This is a genomic window from Ureibacillus sp. FSL K6-2830 (assembly GCF_038004145.1).
GTDB classification, from domain to species: domain Bacteria; phylum Bacillota; class Bacilli; order Bacillales_A; family Planococcaceae; genus Ureibacillus; species Ureibacillus thermosphaericus.
This window is the reverse complement of sequence record NZ_JBBOQR010000001.1, coordinates 1758991-1776504: the sequence shown is the minus strand read 5'-3', so window position 1 is coordinate 1776504 and position 17514 is coordinate 1758991. Positions and strand designations below refer to the sequence as shown.

The window sequence follows — 17514 nt, the reverse complement described above, 5'->3', positions numbered from 1 at the left end:
GTTTATCCCCCTCCAACAAAATGAACAATTTCAATTTTGTCGCCATCATTTACTAGCTGCTTGCTGTACTGTTCTTTCAATACAATTTCGCCATTCTGTTCAACCACGACTATGCGATCTTGTAATTTATAAAACTTCAACAAATCTTCAACACTTTGAATACTACTTTGCACTTCTGTTTTACGGCCATTAATGTAAAGATGCAACTTCATCCCCCTTTTTGAACAATATTTTTTAAATGGATTGCTGCTTCCTTTGGTTGACTCGATGAGAAAATGGTAGACATCACCGCAATGCCATGCACTTTTTTCTCCAGCACTTGTTCAGCATTGTCTGGCGTAATTCCACCAATCGCTACCACGGGAATCCGCACCTGTTCAACGATTTTACCTAGGGCATTCGTTCCTCTACCTGCCAATCCTTTTTTGCTGTCCGTTTTAAATACATGACCGAAAAGACAATAATCTACCCCCGCTTCTTCGGCAATTTTTGCTTCCTCAACGGAATGCACGCTGACCCCGACTCTCATATATGGGTACGCCGTTTTTACTTTTACTGCCGGAAGACCATTTCCAGGAAGATGTACGTTCCGTATACCCGTAAGTAGGGCTATATCAAGCCTGTCATTAATGACAAGCCTTTCTTTCCCCACCCCTGCATAAATAAGTTCTTCTACTAGCGCAACGATTTCTGCGGGCACTTTACTTTTCTCGCGTATATGAATGTAATCAACAACATCGGCAATGGATGTAATAATCTCTTTCAGCTCTTTAATTGATTTTTTTCCATCAGTTATGGCATGCAGTTCCAATACATTGACTTCCTTTCATGCATTGACTTTTTCATCAGTCGGCCACATTTGCCTGTTGTATGCCATGTCCCAAAACATGTATTCAAATCGTGTTGTATTTAAGAAGATTTCTTCTAGTCGTAAAAGTTCAGATTCCGGTTTTCCTTCTGCCAATTGATTAAGCAAATCGAGATTCCATTGCGCTGATTGGCCAAACTCTTCGGAACTGTACATTTTTACCCAGTCTCCATATAATCCGTGTTCTTTAGCACCCTCGATTTCAGCAAGTTCACATCCAATTTCCCAGTAGCTCCATGCACAAGCTAAATGAGCAGCTGCAAGTTCAGCGATAGAACCATTTTGTGCAACAGCTAACATATAGTGCGTATATGCAAGCGTTACCGGAGACGGTTTTGCCTCTTCCAGCTCTTTTTCCGTTATGCCAAAACGACTCGCATATTTTCTGTGCAACGCCATTTCTCCATTCATTGTGTAATAAAGCAGGTTGGCAAACACCGTCATCACTTCAAGATTTGGCGCTTTCACCGCACCTAAAGCAAACAATTTGGAATAATCGATTAAGTATAAATAGTCTTGAATCATATAAAAACGGAATTTGTCAGGGTCCAATGTGCCTGCACCTAACTCTTTCACAAACGGATGTTCATGGTTTTTTCTCCAAGTTGACCAATACTTTTCAAAGAGTCGGTCAGTAAATTTCATCATTTCTCCCTCCCATTCAATTCACCATTAAAAAAAGCCACTTCAAAAATGAAGTGGCTTAAAACCCGAAATGCAAAAAGATATAAAAATAGACAATACGAGTCCCAACAACCACTTCCCTTCGCTAGCATTACCTAGTGCAGGTTCAAAGGGTTGAGGCAATGCCTCTCTCAGCTAAAATGAATTAGCACCCCTAGTGATTTATAATGCTTTATTAAATTACAATCATTATTGCATGAACTCATAAAATTTTCAATAAGTTAAAATGAATATAAATTTTGGTATTTTATTCTAACTATTTATAACTTTCTACTTCCCAGTGTCTCATTGAAAAGCATAATCTTTTTTAGCACACTGGATATTCTTCAAATACTTGTAGCTAAAAATGTTTGCGGCTTCTACCATAAAATAAATAGAGGCTGGGACAAAAGATCTTTTTGCAGCTCGTTCACTTTATTAGTTATGTCCCAGCCTCTCTTGTTATTTTTGTCCCTTCTTTGTTTGTTTTTCCCATTGCAAAAGATGTGGATATGGGTCAAATGCCCATTCTGTACGGCCATTAAATTTATACATTCCGTAATGTAAATGTGGTGGGAATTTTCCGCTCGTTCCTTCTTTACCATATCCAGAACTTCCTACGGCGCCAAGAATTGTTCCCGGTTCTACAATATCTCCAACTTTCAAATCTTTATTGAAATATGCTAAATGTGCGTAATAATGATACGTATTATGATTATCCCGAATGCCAACTCGCCAACCGCCAAATTGATTCCATCCCATCACTTCTACAACACCATAAGAAGTTGACAGAACAGGCGTGCCATAGCCTGCAAAAATATCCGTTCCTTCATGTATACGTCTTCCGCCCCATCCCCTGCTAGCACCCCAAGTTCCTTTATAGCTGTAATTATAGCCTCGAACTGGGAGGGGAAAAATATGCTTGTCTAACTCAATAGAATTGAAATGTTTATAAAGTATTTGAATGGTTATAATTTGATTGATAATTTTTTCATCTTTGTAATACTCCCATAAGGCAGTTTTAAAATCCTCTTCTGACGGGCCAAATTCGCTTAAATACGTTGCCATTGTATAAAGAATATCTTGGTCATGATTTCGATCTGCCTTGCCATCTCCGTTTCCATCAAGACCTTTCCCCCCAAAATATCCAATTGAAAAAGGTGAAGTATCTTCCTCATTTGGATTCAATTCTCCAACCCAAAATTCAGGAGAAAACTGAATCGCGATGATACTCTCACGCTTCGGAATATCCTTCCGTACTTCTTGGATATTTCTTTCATATTGATCGACCGCCGCCAAACGATACCATGGGACAAATGGCGTTTCGTAGCTTTTGTACAAATTCATTCTTTCCTGATAAACATTTTCCTTCGTTTCTTTTGCATTTACGTAAGTCGGAAATATATAAAAGCATACAATCGCCAAACATAAGGGGAGAAATATTTTTCGAACCAAAACGAATCCTCCTTTCTTCATTAGAATATCCCGAATTTTTTAAACCATGAGTGATTTTCCTATGACAATAAAGTCCATTATTTTACATACCAATTTCCTTTATGTAGGAGAGTTTTATGCAAATAAAAAAGTGCTTAACAACACATGTTAAGCACGAAAGAATCAAGCATGTATCAACTTTGTAACTATTAATTTTCTAGCATTTGGAGTTGTAAGTATTATTTCTTCATCACTATTTGAAAATTTTACAACTGTACCATCTAAGTTTTCGTAAATTTTTTCTATTTTTAATCCCTTTTCTAAATACTTTTCAATAATTTCTTTTTCTTTAAGAAACTCCTTATATTCTTCAGACATCAAATCACCTCATTCTATGTTTTTCGATGGGATGACTTGCTCGGTTGCCTCCTCCTCTAGCTCACCAAAGATCACTTCTACATCCGGCTCTTTACCATCAATCATCCAGTCCCTACCAGCTGTAATTCCTAAATATTTGGAATCATCTGGATCTACTATTTCAGCTTGAGGATATTTTTTAAACCACCAATATTTTGCAAGAATATAATAAATAACCGCACCTGCTACCAACCCTACAATTGAAGAATAGGTCGGTAATAAATTGGCAATGATTCCCCCAATAATCCATGCAAGCATACCTGCCCAGTTAATTCCGTTAGCATAACGATATTGACCATCTACTTCATATAAATCCTTAACATTCACTCTTCTTTTACGAAGGATATAGTAATCTGCAAACAATACACCAACAATGGAAGTTAAAATACCGCCAACGATGAGCAATACATGAGTAAGAATATCAAACAGATTCCATGGTTGGACTAATATACCGATGATGCCGGCAATAATTACCCCAACCCAGAAAGGCACTTTTGGTCCACCAATATTTGAAAATATCGTTGCTGCTGGAATAACATTTGCTGACGTATTCGTTGACCATTGGGCGAGAATAATCATCAGTAGCAAGATGACTAAGATGAATCCACTTGCTGCTTCTTGTAACGCCACAATTGGATCGCCAGTACCAACCGATGCATAACAAACTGCACCAATCATAATCATCAACGTATTAAAAATCGGCATCACAATGATTGAACCTACTAATTGCGTTTTATTACGCTTAAACCAATTTCGCTCATTTTTTGGCGCTTTAAAGAATCTGGATAATGAGGGCATATCTGCTGCGAGCGTTGCCCAGAATCCCATATTGGCCATTACAATAACCATGAAGGCAGTAAAAGCAGCAACACCTGTTGCAGGTGATTCAACCCACGTCCAAATATCTTTTCCTTGCACGCTTGCTTTATCGGCTAAGGAAATATACATCCAAATGGAAATGAGTATGATGATTGGTGCTGCAAAATCCGCAAAGCGTTCAATGGATTTAATTCCTAACGACACATTGATTAATTGGAATGTTGCAAATAGGATAAAGCAAATAAACCATTGATCAAATCCAAATAATATGTTTAAAATCCCGTTTATTGCCGAAGCACCAAAGTATGTGTTAATTCCAAACCAACATGAAGCGGTAATCCCACGAACTGCTGAAGGGATATGAGTACCAATTGTTCCAAAAGGAGCCCGCATATAAACGGGGAAAGAAAGCCCATGTTCAACGCCAATATCCCCAATAATCGTCATTAAAATTCCGATCGCAACAGAACCAATAATCGTTGCGAGAATGACCATTGGAAGCGGCAAATTTACAATCCCTGCCGCTCCAATGGCAAATGCCGCAAGTACAATGGCCATACCTACCCAAATAACAGCGAATCCGAACGGACTAATGTTTCTCTTTGCATGCGTTATCGGAAGCAAATCAGGAGACTTTAAGTAATTACTCTTTTTATGCAAAATGTCCTCTCCCTGTTTTCAGCATGAATTATTCACTAGATACATTGGCCATAGAGTATTTTGCAATTGCCGCTTGACGCTCGTTCCAAGTCATCTTCGGTAATCGGTCTTTCACTTCAACCATTTCAATTGCGCCATCCACCGGACAAACAATCGAACATAAATTACATCCTACACAATCTTCTTCTCGTACTTTTAAAATCGGATTACCATTCTCATCATTCAATCTTTCAATACATTGATGAGAAGTGTCTTCACAAGCGATGTAACACTTGTTACAGTTAATGCACACATCGTTGTTGATTTTTGCAACTACTTTATAGTTAAGATCTAAATCTCCCCAATTGGAATATTTCGGAACTGCTTTTCCGACAATATCCATCACAGAGGAAATGCCTTTTTCATCGAGATAGTTATTAAGACCATCAATCATATCTTCTACGATACTAAATCCATGATGCATCGCCGCTGTACATACTTGAACACCTGTAGCTCCCATCAGCATAAACTCCACTGCATCACGCCAATTGGAAATGCCTCCAATACCAGAAATCGGAACATTGATATAAGGGCTTCTTGCACATTCTGCCACCATATTGAGAGCTATTGGTTTGACAGCTGGACCACAATATCCTCCATGCGTTCCTTTTCCTGCAACATGAGGTATCGTGTTCCATGTATCTAAATCAACACCCATTAAACTATTAATTGTGTTGATCATACTAATTGCATCTGCACCGCCTCTAGTCGCAGCTTCTGCTGTTGCTGTAATATCTGTAATGTTTGGCGTCAGCTTCACAATAACAGGTGTTTTTGCAACTTCTTTAACCCAATAAGTTTGTTTTTCAACAAGCTCTGGAACTTGCCCAGAGGCGCTTCCCATTCCTCTCTCTGCCATACCGTGTGGACATCCGAAATTCAATTCTAGCCCGTCTACGCCCACATCTTCAACCCGTTTCACAATCTCATGCCATTTCTCTCGTTTTGGTTCCATCATTAAGGATGCAATAACAGCATGATTAGGAAACTTCTTTTTCGTTTCATAGATTTCTTTCAAATTCACTTCGATAGGCCGATCTGTAATGAGCTCAATATTATTAAATCCTGCCACTCTTTGACCGTTATATGATAATGCAGAGAATCGTGAAGAGACATTTAAAATAGGCTCACCAAGGGTTTTCCATACCGCTCCACCCCAACCTGCTTCAAAAGCTCTTTGAACTTGATAGCCAGAGTTTGTCGGTGGTGCTGAAGCAAGCCAAAATGGATTGGGTGATTTAATTCCCGCTAAATTTATGCTTAAATCCGCCATGTTTCAATCCCCCCTATTTAGGCTTTTTCCTTTTGTAATTCAAACGATTCGTGTATAGCTTTTGCTACTTCTTTCCCTTGTTGTGTAGCCGTTACAACCATTGCCTCTCCTTGACCTTTCCCAAAGATAACATCTCCACATGCATAGACATTCTTCTCAGACGTTTCTAAACACTCATTGACTTGAACAACTCCGCCTGAATGTTTCACACCAAAGGCTTCTAATAGATCGATGTGACGCGTTTGCCCAATGGCTTTAATTACTGCATCTACATTTAATACAAAATTAGAACCTTCTACTGGTACCGGCTTTTGTCTACCGTCTTCACCCGGTTCGCCAAGTTCCATTTTGATGCACTCAATGCCTACGACTTTATTGTCTTTTCCAATAATCTTCACAGGCGTTGTTAACCATCTAAATTCAACGCCGTCCATTTTTGCAAAATCATATTCAAACTCATAAGCTGTCATTTCATTTTTAGTTCTTCTATATAAAATTTGAACGTTTTCTGCACCTAAACGAATTGCGCATGTTGCAGCATCAATCGCTGTATTCCCTGCCCCAATGACAACAACTTTTTTCCCTCTGAAAGATTCTGTAATAGATCCTAATTTTGTATTTTTTACAAATTGAATTGCATCATAAACGCCTTCTAATTCTTCCCCTTCAATTCCTAAATTCGGAACATCACCCATTCCGATTGCCAACACAACTCGATCATAATTGTTTTTTATTTCATCAACGGAAACATCTACACCAACACGAGTATTCGTTTTTATTTCAACACCTAATTGCTCAACTTGTTGTACTTCCCATTCCACAACATCTTTCGGTAAGCGGAAAGGAACAATTCCGAAATAATTTAACCCCCCTGCTTCCTTTTCCGCTTCGAAAATCGTTACTTCGTAGCCTAAACGAGCTAAATCTCTTGCTGCAGATAATCCTGCCGGACCGCTTCCGATAATGGCTACCGTTTTGCCGTTAGATGGTTTTGCTTCAAATAAAGGTTTTTCTTGTTCTCTTGCCCAATCTGTTGCATATCGTTGCAAGTTGCCTATTTGTATCGGTTTTGAAACAGAACCTAAAACACAAGCGCCTTCACATAACTCCTCAGTTGGACAAACTCTTGCACAGCTGGCTCCAATAGGATTTGCCTCAAGTATCAATTTTGCTGACCCTTTTAAATTACCGGATGCAATTTTCTTAATAAAATTAGGAATTGGAATCGCCGTTGGACAAGCTTTAATACAAGGTGCATCATAACAATACAAACAACGATTCGCTTCTTCGATAGCTTCGCTTGGTGTCATTCCTTTATAAATTTCTTCAAAATTTTCAGTCAAATTAGATGAAATGCGACCCCCCAAAAGGCTTGTCATACATCCCCCTCCTAAACTATCAATTGATGATTTGAGTTTCTTTTTTTGGTTCCTTAGCTAAGCTGCGATGAATATATTTACCGCCTCCGATTTTACCTACGAATTCTTTGTCTTTAATAATGAACTCTCCGCGCAACAACACACTTACCGGTTCACCAGTCACTTCCATTCCTTCGAACGGATTATAATCGACATTCATGTGATGTGTTTCAGCGGAAATAGTCCGTTTTACAGTCGGGTCAAAGATGACAATATCTGCATCGCTGCCAACCGCAATTGTTCCTTTTTGCGGATATAAATTAAAGATTTTTGCCGCGCTCGTTGCAATCATGTCAACAAAGTCTGTAATGGAAATGCGCCCTTTTGCAACACCTTCTGAGAATAATACACTGAAGCGGTCTTCAATAAATGGTCCGCCATTTGGAATTTTAGAGAAATCATTTAACCCTAAACGCTTCTTACCGTTGTAGTTAAATGAGCACATGTCCGAACCAATCGTTTGTAATTGTTTTGCCTTTAATGCGTTCCACAATGGCTCCTGATGAGATTTCGGTCTTAAAGGAGGCGACCAGACATATTTTGCTCCTTCGAATCCTGGTTTCTCTAGGGCTGTTTGGTCTAGCACCAAATATGGTGGACAAGTCTCTCCGTAAACTTCGTATCCTTTTTCTCGGGCTCTAATAATTTCTTCAACTGCTTCTTTACATGTCACGTGAACAACATAAAGCTTTGCTCCCGCAATATGAGCGAGTTCAATTGCTCGCTTCGTCGCTTCTCCTTCCACTTCTGGCGGTCTCGTCAAAGCGTGATAAATTGGTGCTGTATGGCCTTTTCTTCGTGCTTCTTCCACCAGTTCATCGATTACGGAACCGTTTTCACAGTGAACCATCACAACAGCACCAGTTTCTTTTCCTATCTTGAAAGCTTTAAACAATGTTCGATCAGATGCTTGGAATTCTTTCGCATAAGCCATAAATACCTTAATGGATGAAATTCCTTCTTTTTCTAATAAAATAGGCAATTCTTTTTCCGTTTCTTCATTTAAGTCATGAATCATTAAGTGGAACCCATAATCAACAACTGCTTTTCCTTCCGCCTTTTTGTGCCATTTCTCCACAGCATTTGCTAGCTTCGATTCCCCCGCAGTTAATGCAAAGTCGATTATTGTTGTTGTTCCACCAAAGGCTGCAGCAATTGTCCCTGTTTCCCAATCATCATCAGTCACAGTATTATTGAAAGGCATATCTAGATGCGTATGCGGATCGATTCCCCCTGGAAACACGTACTTTCCACTTGCGTCGATGATTTCAGCATCCGGATCAACAATGTTTCCACCGATTTGAACAATTTTCTCTCCTTCAATTAAAATGTCACCTTGGAAAAAATCTGAGGCAGTTGCAATCCAGCCGCCTTTAATGATTTTTTTTGACATATAAGCACCTTTCCTCCTTTAATTAGTTTGCTTTTCTTGCACTTTTAGTGAAAATTTTGTTTGAAGATTCAGCACTGTTTCCAGCAATACATCTGCACCTTTTGCACAATCTTCGTAAGGGGTTTCTTCTTCTTCGCAATGACTTTTTCCATTGATGCTTGGCACAAATATCATCGCTGTAGGAATGTAGCTTGCAATAAATTGTGCATCGTGGCCTGCACCGCTATATAGCCTTTTTGATGAATAACCAAAGCTTTTACAAGCCTCTTCGATTTGATTGCAAATTGTTTCGTCAAAAACGACTGTATCACGATTCCAAAGCCTTTCAATTTCCACTTTGCATCCTGCTTCTTCTTCTGGTAAGGAATGGATTACTTCTTCTACTTGTTTAATTTTTGCTGGATCTTTATGACGTGACTCTAACGTGAAGACAACTTTGTTAGGAATGACTGTGTGAATATTTGGAGAGACATTCATTCGACCGATTGTATAAACTAATTCTTCATCGATTTGACCTAGTTTTTCTATGAGGAGTGATATATATTTGTTAGCTAAAAATAAAGGATCTTTACGCATTTTCATCGGTGTTGTGCCGGCATGGTTTGATTCACCTGTAATGCGAATTTCATAGCAAACCATTCCCACTACACCTTCAACAATACCTATTTCAACATTTTCCGCTTCTAGTACAGGACCTTGTTCAATGTGCAATTCAATAAAAGCACTGGCTTCTTTTAGCCGATTTTCTTCGCTTCCTTGATAATTGCTTTCTTTCAATGCTTGTTCAAACGTGATGCCACTTACGTCTGTTGATTTTAACACGCGTTCTTTATCGAATTTTCCAGAAAGTACCCCGGAACTCATCATTGACGGTTCAAAACGAGCACCTTCTTCATTGGTAAAATTCACAATCGTTAACGGAATCTCTAATTCTAGTCCATTTTCTTTGATTGTTCTTACCGCCTCTAGCGCAGTTAATACGCCAAGCACTCCATCAAACCGACCGCCTCGCACGACGGAATCAAGATGCGACCCCATCACGATTGGTGGTAAATTCCTTTTTCCCGGCAAAGTCGCATAAATATTGGCCATATCATCTGTTTTTATTTCCATCCCTAGTTGTTCACAACATTGAACGAAATAGTCCCTTGCTTGAAGATCTTCTTTTGATAAGGCGAGCCTTGTAACACCGCCGTTACTTGTAGCACCGAATTGACTAAACTGAATGATGGATTCTTTCAGCCTCGCCTCATTGCACTTATACATTAACTCCCCCCCTTTATACCAACTAAACTGTGACTTATTACGATAATTTTATTAGAAACTTAATCCTCAATTAATGGTCATTCTGACGAAAATTATTGTGCAGTTGCACAGTTCTATTTGATAATTTTTTTTCATATAAGCCAATAGGGGATTTACGCGTATCAATTTATTTTGGGGGGATTCTATGGTAAAAATTTCGGAGCTATTATCTGATCCAAATTTCCAACATCTGCAGTTAATTGGTGGACAGGCTGGAATCCATAAAAGTTTTTCTGGAATTAATGTAATCGAATCGGCTGACTTAGTTCCATTTTGTCGACCAAATGAATTAATTGTAACGACTGGTATTCAAATGAATAATGATGAAAGGCAACTGGAAAGATTAATTAAGTCCTCACATGCAAAAAAAATAGCAGGTTTTATTATCAATATCGGACCCTACATTCCTCGTGTCCCCAATGCAATCATTCAATTTGCGAATGAAAAGCAATTACCTCTTTTCCAGTTTGAATGGAAATATCGAATCGCGGATTTATTAAAAATGACTTTTGAGTTTATTTCGAAAAAACAAAATATGCACTATCAACAAAACAATGAAAAAAGAATTTTGCAGCAATTACTGTTTGATATCGATTCCCCTCTCGAAGAATTAAAAGAATTATTGAAGCAACGTGGTATTTCAAAAGAAGAATCTTTTTGCGTGATTACTTGTTTATTGGATCAACCAAATAATAAATATTTTCAATACCGAAAATTGATTGATTATGAGTTTCAACAATATTTCAAACACTTCTTTTGTTTGGAACATAATAATCAATTGATATATGTCATCTTTTCCTATGATGAACACGCTAAGAAAATTCCAATAGAATCCATCTTTCAAAACATTTATAAAAAGGAATACGAAGAACTGGGGACAAGACAATTAACCATTGGTATGGGAAATAAATATCACTCAATCCAACAAGTGAAAAAAAGTTATAACGAATCGCTCACTGTGATCCATTTAACCCAATTGCAACAAAAATCTTCTTTTTTTAAATATAAAGATATCGGTGCATATCGTATTCTTTTGGCATTATACGACGATCCTGTCATCAAATCCTTTCATCAAGAAATGCTAGGCCCCCTATATGTATACGACCAAATGAATGGATCGGACTATGTGCAATTTTTGAAAATTTTTTTAGAAGAAAACGGAAGTGTAAATCGGATTAGCAAAAAACTTTTCCTTCATCGAAATACCGTCAATTATAAAATTCGAAAACTCGAATCTTTGTTAGATGTTGATTTAAACGATAATTTTACAAAAACCAATTTAAGCATCGCTCTGATGATAGAAGATGTATTAAATAAAACATAGTGGTTTAGTTTGTTTTGGTTTAAATAATATGGTATGATACCTTTTAACTTACAATACATTCACTTGGAGGAGAAACAATGCAATCACTACAATCCATTGAACAGTTTCATGAACTAAAAAACGACGAACGTGTAATCTTTGTGTTTTCAGCAGATTGGTGCAAAGACTGCATATTCATTAAACCATTCCTTCCGGCAATCGAAGAAAAATATGCTCAATATACGTTTGTATTAGTAGATCGTGACGACTTTCTAGATTTGTGCGGCGAACTTGATGTTTTTGGAATTCCAAGTTTTATCGCTTACAACAATGGAAAAGAGATTGGACGTTTCGTTAGCCGCGACCGCAAAACACAAGAAGAAATTGAAAACTTTATTGATAGCTTAAACATTTAACATAATATTAAATAGATTGGATAATCTTCTCATTGTGCCCTTTAAGGTAATATAAAAACTTTTTTAACATAAAGGACTCCGCATTAGATAGGGGTCTTTTATTCTATTTTCCAACTTGTGAACTAAGGAATAAATTAAACATATGCTTCTATTCGAGTTAATTACTGTTGCGAATAAGGTATCGAAAGAATCAAATGCGACTCCAATAGCCTAATATTCACTAACAGAGGCAAAACTCTCATAAATTTTTCCACCAACAATCTTCCAATTAGGCAAACCCACTAATTTACATTTCTCCATGTGTTTTTACATCATAGTTAGACATCGTTACCATCAATCAGCTTCAAATTTGACTTTAATGGTCTATCATCATACGTTCTATCTGTCCCACTATTAGAAACATAAGATGATGCTGATGAATAGGATAGATATGAAAGTATGACAAAGGAAGTGAAAAATTGCCTAAAACGAAAGTAAACCCGAAAGATCCTGCTTCAATACCAAAGTTTGTAACTCCTTTACAAAAACCCCCTGTAGTGAAACCGAAACCCAACCCTAACTATCCAACCAATTCATATTTTGAAATTACGATGAAAGAAGCGTTTCATCGATTTCACCGAGACTTTCCATTAACAAAAGTGTGGGGATATGATGGAATTTATCCGGGGCCAACAATTGAGGCAAGAAAAGACAAAAAAATTTATGTGAAATATTTAAACAAACTTCCAAAAAAGCATTTCTTACCTATCGATCGCACATTGCACGGTGTAGGTGACTCACCAGAAGTTCGTTCAGTTGTTCATGTACACGGTGCTAATGTATTTTGGGAAAGCGATGGTCATCCAGAAGCTTGGTATACACAAAACTATGAATATACGGGACCAAAATTTAAACGAAAGGTTCATGAATACACAAATCATCAGCCAGCAGCGACCCTTTGGTATCATGATCACACAATGGCGATGACAAGATTAAATGTTTATGCAGGTCTGACAGGTTTTTATATCATCCGAGATGCATTAGAAGATCGATTAAATTTGCCAAAAGGAGATTATGAATATCCTCTTCTCCTCCAAGATAAGTCATTTAACGAAGATGGATCATTATTTTATCCAGATCGTCCACCGGAAGATGCACCATTCCCAATTCCAGCACCTTTTATTCCTACCATTGTTCCATTTTTCAACGGAGATGTGATGGTTGTTAACGGAAAAGCTTGGCCGTATTTAGAGGTAGAACCAAGAAAATATCGATTCCGCATTTTAAATGGTGCGAACAGCTCTACTTACAATATCCAACTTGAAAATGGGGAACCATTTTATCTCATTGGTACGGATGGCGGTTTTTTAACTGCACCTGTTAAAGTTACTTCTATACAGCTTATGCCAGCGGAACGAGTAGATGTAATCGTTGACTTCTCCTCGTTCAAAGGGCAAAAAATCAAATTAATTAATACTTTATTTGATGAAGATGAGCCCAAAAGGGACATTATGGAGTTTCGTGTAACTCGCCCGTTAAAAGGAAAAGATACAAGTGAGATTCCAACTAAACTTGCTGAATCAATGGATTTACATGAACACCACGCTCATGTCATTCGTAAGCTACCTTTATCTGTCGGAGAAGATCAATACGGTAGAATTATGATGATGCTAGATAATAAAATGTATCACGATCCATGCTCAGAAAAACCTTCTTTAGATAGTGTTGAAATTTGGGAATTTATCAATGCCACACCAATTGCCCATCCTATGCATATTCATTTAGTACAATTCAAAATTCTTGATCGAAGACCGTTTGATCTTGAATTATACCAAAATTCCAACGGGGAAATTCTTGAGTTTATAGGTGATCCAGAACCGCCTCTCGACTACGAAAGAGGTTGGAAAGATACGGTGAGCGCTCCTAGCGGAATGGTCACAAGAGTCATCATGCATTGGAAAGAACATACGGGGAACTATATTTGGCATTGTCACTTGCTCGAACATGAAGATCACGATATGATGCGCCCTATCAGAGTCATTGATGACGCCCATCCTGTCGTACAACATGATTAAAGATAATTATTTTACAAATATCGCCAATTTCCTATCACATGAAATAGTTCAATAAATTTCACTATTATCCCGCCTTTTAACAGGCGTTTTTTTTTGCATTATGTATATATCCTTTTTTTATCCATTCGACTTTTTACATTTTTCCCCTTTAATACTTACTCAATGCTTCTATTTCTTCTACACCTCGAGACCTATAAAGAAATAAACCCCCGGTTTGTTGTTGGCCATCCCCTTTTTATCTAATATGTTGATATAAACAAAAATATTTAGGAGGTTTTCTGTGAAGAAAATACTTTTAGCCATCGTCGTTATGTTATTGCTTTTTAGTTTAATTAGTATTGGTCACTTTTCATTCTTTTCAAAAGATTATAGAGCGGAAGTTACAAATGAAATTGATACAATCGAGTTAGATCTTGCAGGAGCAAATGCAACAATACTTACTAAAAATCAAGATTATGTTGAAGCGAAATTAAAAGGTAAAGGCAAAGTATCCCTTTCTAAAAAAGACGATACGATTGAAATAGAATATGATCGCAGATGGTATGAATTTTTCAATTTCGGGGATCGAACAGAGCTTATTATTACAATCCCTGAAAACTATAATCGTGATTTAGAATTTGATGTTCGTTCTGGAAACATTAACTTTGAATTATCAAAAGACATGGAACTCCATGAATTCAAAATGGATGTAAGATCAGGAAACATTCGCATCGATTCGTTACAAGCAAATAAAGCTGAATTGGATGTTAATTCTGGGAATGTGAATATTAAACATGTGACAGGCCAATTGGAGATTGATGTTTCATCCGGAAATATTTCCATTCAAGTAGATGATTTAATAGGTGATATAGATGCAGAAGTAAGTTCTGGCCATATTGCACTCGATTTACCAGATGATAGTGACTTTACATTATCTGGCGAAATTTCAAGCGGAAACATTCATAATCGTTTTCCTTTAAATAATGAAGTGAGAGAAAAAAATCGTTTACGAGGCACTCATGGAACTGGACAATACAATATCGATTTAGAAGTATCTAGCGGTAGCATTGAAATTAAATAAAATAAAAACCAAGGTGAAATAAATCTCTAAGAGATCTTGGCTGATCACCTTGGTTTTTTTAATTACCTACCACAACATTTTTTATATTTTTTCCCGCTTCCGCAATGGCATGGATCGTTGCGGCCAATTTTATCACCAACTACTACTTTCGTTTGTTTTGGTTTTGAAAGATCTGTTAATTCCTTTGGAGTATACCCACGATTGTCCCAAAGTCTTGTAGTATTTGCAATGGAAAAAATCACCCTTGTTATTTCGTTAACCTGATTGACATTTTCAAACACAAATTGATTTAAAAATTCCCTCATGATGATATTAAATTTATAATTCATCACCTTGATTTTCCATACAAAATCATCCACTAACTCTTGAATCAATCTACTTTCTAGCCCTTCAACTCTTTCTAGTATTTTAATAAGTTCTCGATGATACTTCGTTTCTTCATAATAGAACTCATCTTTATAACGCAGTAATTCTTCTTTTTCAGGAATGTAAAATGGCTTCCCAACCACAAGTTGTTCCAATTTTTCCGTAATATTGTTCTCTTCAAGAGTTTTATGAATAAAACGATCTAATTTTACAACGACATTAGCTTCTTCAAGTAGTTTTTTATATTTTGAATCCGTTGTAATTGCTTGTAATTCTTTACTCGTAATTTTTGGCTTGTTTTGCAAATTGTAAATGTGTATTACTTTATAATTTGGAACAATTCCATATAAGTTCGTACAACTTACAATATAGTCATATATTAATTCTTTATTCGCTACTTTTTCTGGATCGATAACTTCAGAACCCCTATATTTGTCAGATATAATTAAATAATTTTCATGATGAATATGTTCCCATTCTGTCTTTTTGAATTTTACATGTTTTAAAAGAGAATTAATATGGTCTATATTTAACGGTTTATATCCGACCGATTCAGCCCATTCTCGAGTTGAAGTATATTGTGGATGAGTTGGGTCATGAATAATTTCTAAAAAATTCATATATCCAACTGGTCCCCCAACATCTTCTGGCGGTGCCATACCTCCGCCGTCTAGCAAAGTCGGATAGCCAAAATAATAATCATCTACGGTATCTTCTAACGTTATGGTGATTTCCCAATTATCCCCGAAATCATATTGATAAAGAATTTTACCGTTCTTCTCGATATATTGATCAATTTTAATGCGGCTAGGTTGCTTTACCTTTTTTCCGTTCAATTCTTTCTGTTCAATTAATTCTTCATTATTTGTGATCATAACATCTTCCAAAGGGAAGCAAAAATGATGATAGGGTTCCATATAGCTTTTAAAATTTGTTACGTACTGTATCGTTTCGTGCAGTCGATTAAAGGTTGCTCCAACCGGTATAATCACCTTTCGCCAAACTTCTGGTTTAATTCCTTCGAATGTCAATTTTAAAATATAAGCTCTCATTGTTTCACCTTACTTTCTAAATAAATTAGTGATGACTCGCTTAAACCCTTTATAATTATATATAAATAACTTCACAAAAATAGAAGTTATCATTTTTTATATGAAACTAAAAGTAAAATATGAATAAAAAAAGTAGCTAATACTAGCTACTATAATTTAACCATCGCTTTTCTACAATTATGAAAGCTTCTTCCAAATAATTTTTTAATTCATGGAATCGATCGATCTCTGGTGACTCATGGAAATCTTGCTTTATAATGCTTAAAAACTTTAACAACTTATGCTCTTCTGTTTTTGAATTATTATAGTTATGAATTAAATCTTCTAATAAATGCAGTGGAATTTTATTTAAAAAGTGATGACTCCAAAGCCATTTATACGAAAGTATTTTTAACGATTCATCATTGCCTAAAATGGAAGTCAAAACGAAAGCAATTCCATAAATTTTTTGGCATTTTAATATGTTATTTAATAATTGCTCGTCTTTGAATTCGCTTTTTTCAATCGAATTATAAGCGTGATCTAAATAATGATAGAACACCTCATAAGTCGCTAGATTTTTTGCCTCTCCTCGACCTTCAAAATACGCTGCCGAATTAAAGTAACGATAAAGCGCATTCATTAACTTCGCATTTCCATAACTAATCTTTTCCTGTATTTTACCTACGACTTCATCTGAACTAATTTCAATCATCGGTACACCTGTTTCTTTGCGATGATCAGTTTTTAACTCGATAAATAATAACACTTCATTTAAATATGGCAGGACGAAATGTTGAGCAATTTCTTTATATTCTCTTGATTTTTCTCTACGTTTTGTTTGCATATATATAAAAGCTTGTGAAAGGATGAACAAAATAAGTATGGAAAATCCCATTTCCACCATAGGCAACTCAAGCCCTCCCCCCTTTTATATGTTGTTATAAAAATTTCCTTTTTCGTAATAAAATGGACACAACTTTATAGTATATATA

At 36.6% G+C, this 17514-nt stretch carries 16 protein-coding genes and 1 riboswitch; of the genes, 4 read left to right on the top strand and 12 right to left on the bottom strand.

The features are described from left to right. Positions 1 to 2 precede the first annotated feature (2 nt). From thiS to NSU17_RS08680, 10 genes are all read right to left on the bottom strand, one after another. Positions 3 to 212: a sulfur carrier protein ThiS gene (thiS, locus tag NSU17_RS08725; RefSeq protein ID WP_238536181.1), complete on the bottom strand. Its 210-nt coding sequence runs from the start codon at positions 210 to 212 to the stop codon at positions 3 to 5. Then, a complete protein-coding gene (gene tenI, locus NSU17_RS08720; protein ID WP_016837630.1) occupies positions 209 to 811 on the bottom strand; it encodes a thiazole tautomerase TenI in 603 nt (200 codons plus the stop codon). The genes thiS and tenI overlap by 4 nt, the downstream gene beginning before the upstream one ends. A 15-nt stretch (positions 812 to 826) precedes the next feature. Continuing rightward, entirely contained in the window at positions 827 to 1513 is a 687-nt protein-coding gene (gene tenA, locus NSU17_RS08715; RefSeq protein WP_096549872.1) for a thiaminase II, read from the bottom strand. A gap of 99 nt (positions 1514 to 1612) precedes the next feature. After that, a riboswitch (TPP riboswitch) is annotated at positions 1613 to 1718 on the bottom strand. A 275-nt stretch (positions 1719 to 1993) separates the two neighbouring features. After that, on the bottom strand, positions 1994 to 2986 hold the full coding sequence (locus NSU17_RS08710) for a M23 family metallopeptidase (protein WP_096549874.1): 993 nt from the start codon (positions 2984 to 2986) through the stop codon (positions 1994 to 1996). A gap of 162 nt (positions 2987 to 3148) precedes the next feature. Next, positions 3149 to 3343, bottom strand: coding sequence for a hypothetical protein (locus NSU17_RS08705; RefSeq protein WP_016837626.1), 195 nt, complete (start codon positions 3341 to 3343; stop codon positions 3149 to 3151). A 9-nt stretch (positions 3344 to 3352) separates the two neighbouring features. Beyond that, positions 3353 to 4861 (bottom strand): NCS1 family transporter, encoded by a 1509-nt coding sequence (locus NSU17_RS08700; protein ID WP_340704792.1) that lies wholly within the window; start codon positions 4859 to 4861, stop codon positions 3353 to 3355. A gap of 28 nt (positions 4862 to 4889) precedes the next feature. Continuing rightward, positions 4890 to 6173 carry an NAD-dependent dihydropyrimidine dehydrogenase subunit PreA gene (gene preA / locus NSU17_RS08695; RefSeq protein ID WP_016837624.1) on the bottom strand — a complete coding sequence of 428 codons (1284 nt, stop codon included), beginning with the start codon at positions 6171 to 6173 and terminating at the stop codon, positions 4890 to 4892. A 17-nt stretch (positions 6174 to 6190) separates the two neighbouring features. Then, positions 6191 to 7552: an NAD(P)-dependent oxidoreductase gene (locus NSU17_RS08690; protein WP_016837623.1), complete on the bottom strand. Its 1362-nt coding sequence runs from the start codon at positions 7550 to 7552 to the stop codon at positions 6191 to 6193. Positions 7553 to 7571: 19 nt separating this feature from the next. After that, on the bottom strand, positions 7572 to 8984 hold the full coding sequence (gene hydA, locus NSU17_RS08685) for a dihydropyrimidinase (RefSeq protein WP_096549877.1): 1413 nt from the start codon (positions 8982 to 8984) through the stop codon (positions 7572 to 7574). 18 nt (positions 8985 to 9002) lie between these two features. After that, positions 9003 to 10250 (bottom strand): Zn-dependent hydrolase, encoded by a 1248-nt coding sequence (locus NSU17_RS08680; protein WP_016837621.1) that lies wholly within the window; start codon positions 10248 to 10250, stop codon positions 9003 to 9005. A 184-nt stretch (positions 10251 to 10434) separates the two neighbouring features. On the opposite strand from NSU17_RS08680, the gene NSU17_RS08675 reads away from it, so the two are divergent. The 4 genes from NSU17_RS08675 (at position 10435) to NSU17_RS08660 (ending at position 15122) form a co-directional block, all read left to right on the top strand. Further along, the gene (locus NSU17_RS08675; RefSeq protein ID WP_016837620.1) at positions 10435 to 11613 is read left to right on the top strand and encodes a PucR family transcriptional regulator; all 1179 of its coding nucleotides are present in this window, start codon (positions 10435 to 10437) and stop codon (positions 11611 to 11613) included. Positions 11614 to 11690: 77 nt separating this feature from the next. Beyond that, positions 11691 to 12008: a thioredoxin family protein gene (locus NSU17_RS08670; protein ID WP_016837619.1), complete on the top strand. Its 318-nt coding sequence runs from the start codon at positions 11691 to 11693 to the stop codon at positions 12006 to 12008. A gap of 458 nt (positions 12009 to 12466) precedes the next feature. Beyond that, entirely contained in the window at positions 12467 to 14062 is a 1596-nt protein-coding gene (locus NSU17_RS08665; protein ID WP_168412696.1) for a multicopper oxidase family protein, read from the top strand. Between the two features lie 280 nt (positions 14063 to 14342). After that, on the top strand, positions 14343 to 15122 hold the full coding sequence (locus NSU17_RS08660) for a DUF4097 family beta strand repeat-containing protein (protein ID WP_168412466.1): 780 nt from the start codon (positions 14343 to 14345) through the stop codon (positions 15120 to 15122). A gap of 62 nt (positions 15123 to 15184) precedes the next feature. Here NSU17_RS08660 and NSU17_RS08655 read toward each other — a convergent pair whose 3' ends face one another. Then, complete coding sequence (locus NSU17_RS08655; protein ID WP_340704791.1) at positions 15185 to 16540, bottom strand: IS1096 element passenger TnpR family protein; 1356 nt, start codon at positions 16538 to 16540, stop codon at positions 15185 to 15187. 142 nt (positions 16541 to 16682) lie between these two features. Then, the gene (locus NSU17_RS08650; RefSeq protein ID WP_096549880.1) at positions 16683 to 17432 is read right to left on the bottom strand and encodes a hypothetical protein; all 750 of its coding nucleotides are present in this window, start codon (positions 17430 to 17432) and stop codon (positions 16683 to 16685) included. Positions 17433 to 17514: the final 82 nt, after the last annotated feature.

Bases quoted from the DNA above. Each gene is read 5' to 3' on its own strand.
- thiS (WP_238536181.1), bottom strand. From the start codon at position 212: ATGAAGTTGCATCTTTACATTAATGGCCGTAAAACAGAAGTGCAAAGT.
- tenA (WP_096549872.1), bottom strand. From the start codon at position 1,513: ATGAAATTTACTGACCGACTCTTTGAAAAGTATTGGTCAACTTGGAGA.
- NSU17_RS08705 (WP_016837626.1), bottom strand. From the start codon at position 3,343: ATGTCTGAAGAATATAAGGAGTTTCTTAAAGAAAAAGAAATTATTGAA.
- preA (WP_016837624.1), bottom strand. From the start codon at position 6,173: ATGGCGGATTTAAGCATAAATTTAGCGGGAATTAAATCACCCAATCCA.
- NSU17_RS08690 (WP_016837623.1), bottom strand. From the start codon at position 7,552: ATGACAAGCCTTTTGGGGGGTCGCATTTCATCTAATTTGACTGAAAAT.
- hydA (WP_096549877.1), bottom strand. From the start codon at position 8,984: ATGTCAAAAAAAATCATTAAAGGCGGCTGGATTGCAACTGCCTCAGAT.
- NSU17_RS08680 (WP_016837621.1), bottom strand. From the start codon at position 10,250: ATGTATAAGTGCAATGAGGCGAGGCTGAAAGAATCCATCATTCAGTTT.
- NSU17_RS08675 (WP_016837620.1), top strand. From the start codon at position 10,435: ATGGTAAAAATTTCGGAGCTATTATCTGATCCAAATTTCCAACATCTG.
- NSU17_RS08670 (WP_016837619.1), top strand. From the start codon at position 11,691: ATGCAATCACTACAATCCATTGAACAGTTTCATGAACTAAAAAACGAC.
- NSU17_RS08655 (WP_340704791.1), bottom strand. From the start codon at position 16,540: ATGAGAGCTTATATTTTAAAATTGACATTCGAAGGAATTAAACCAGAA.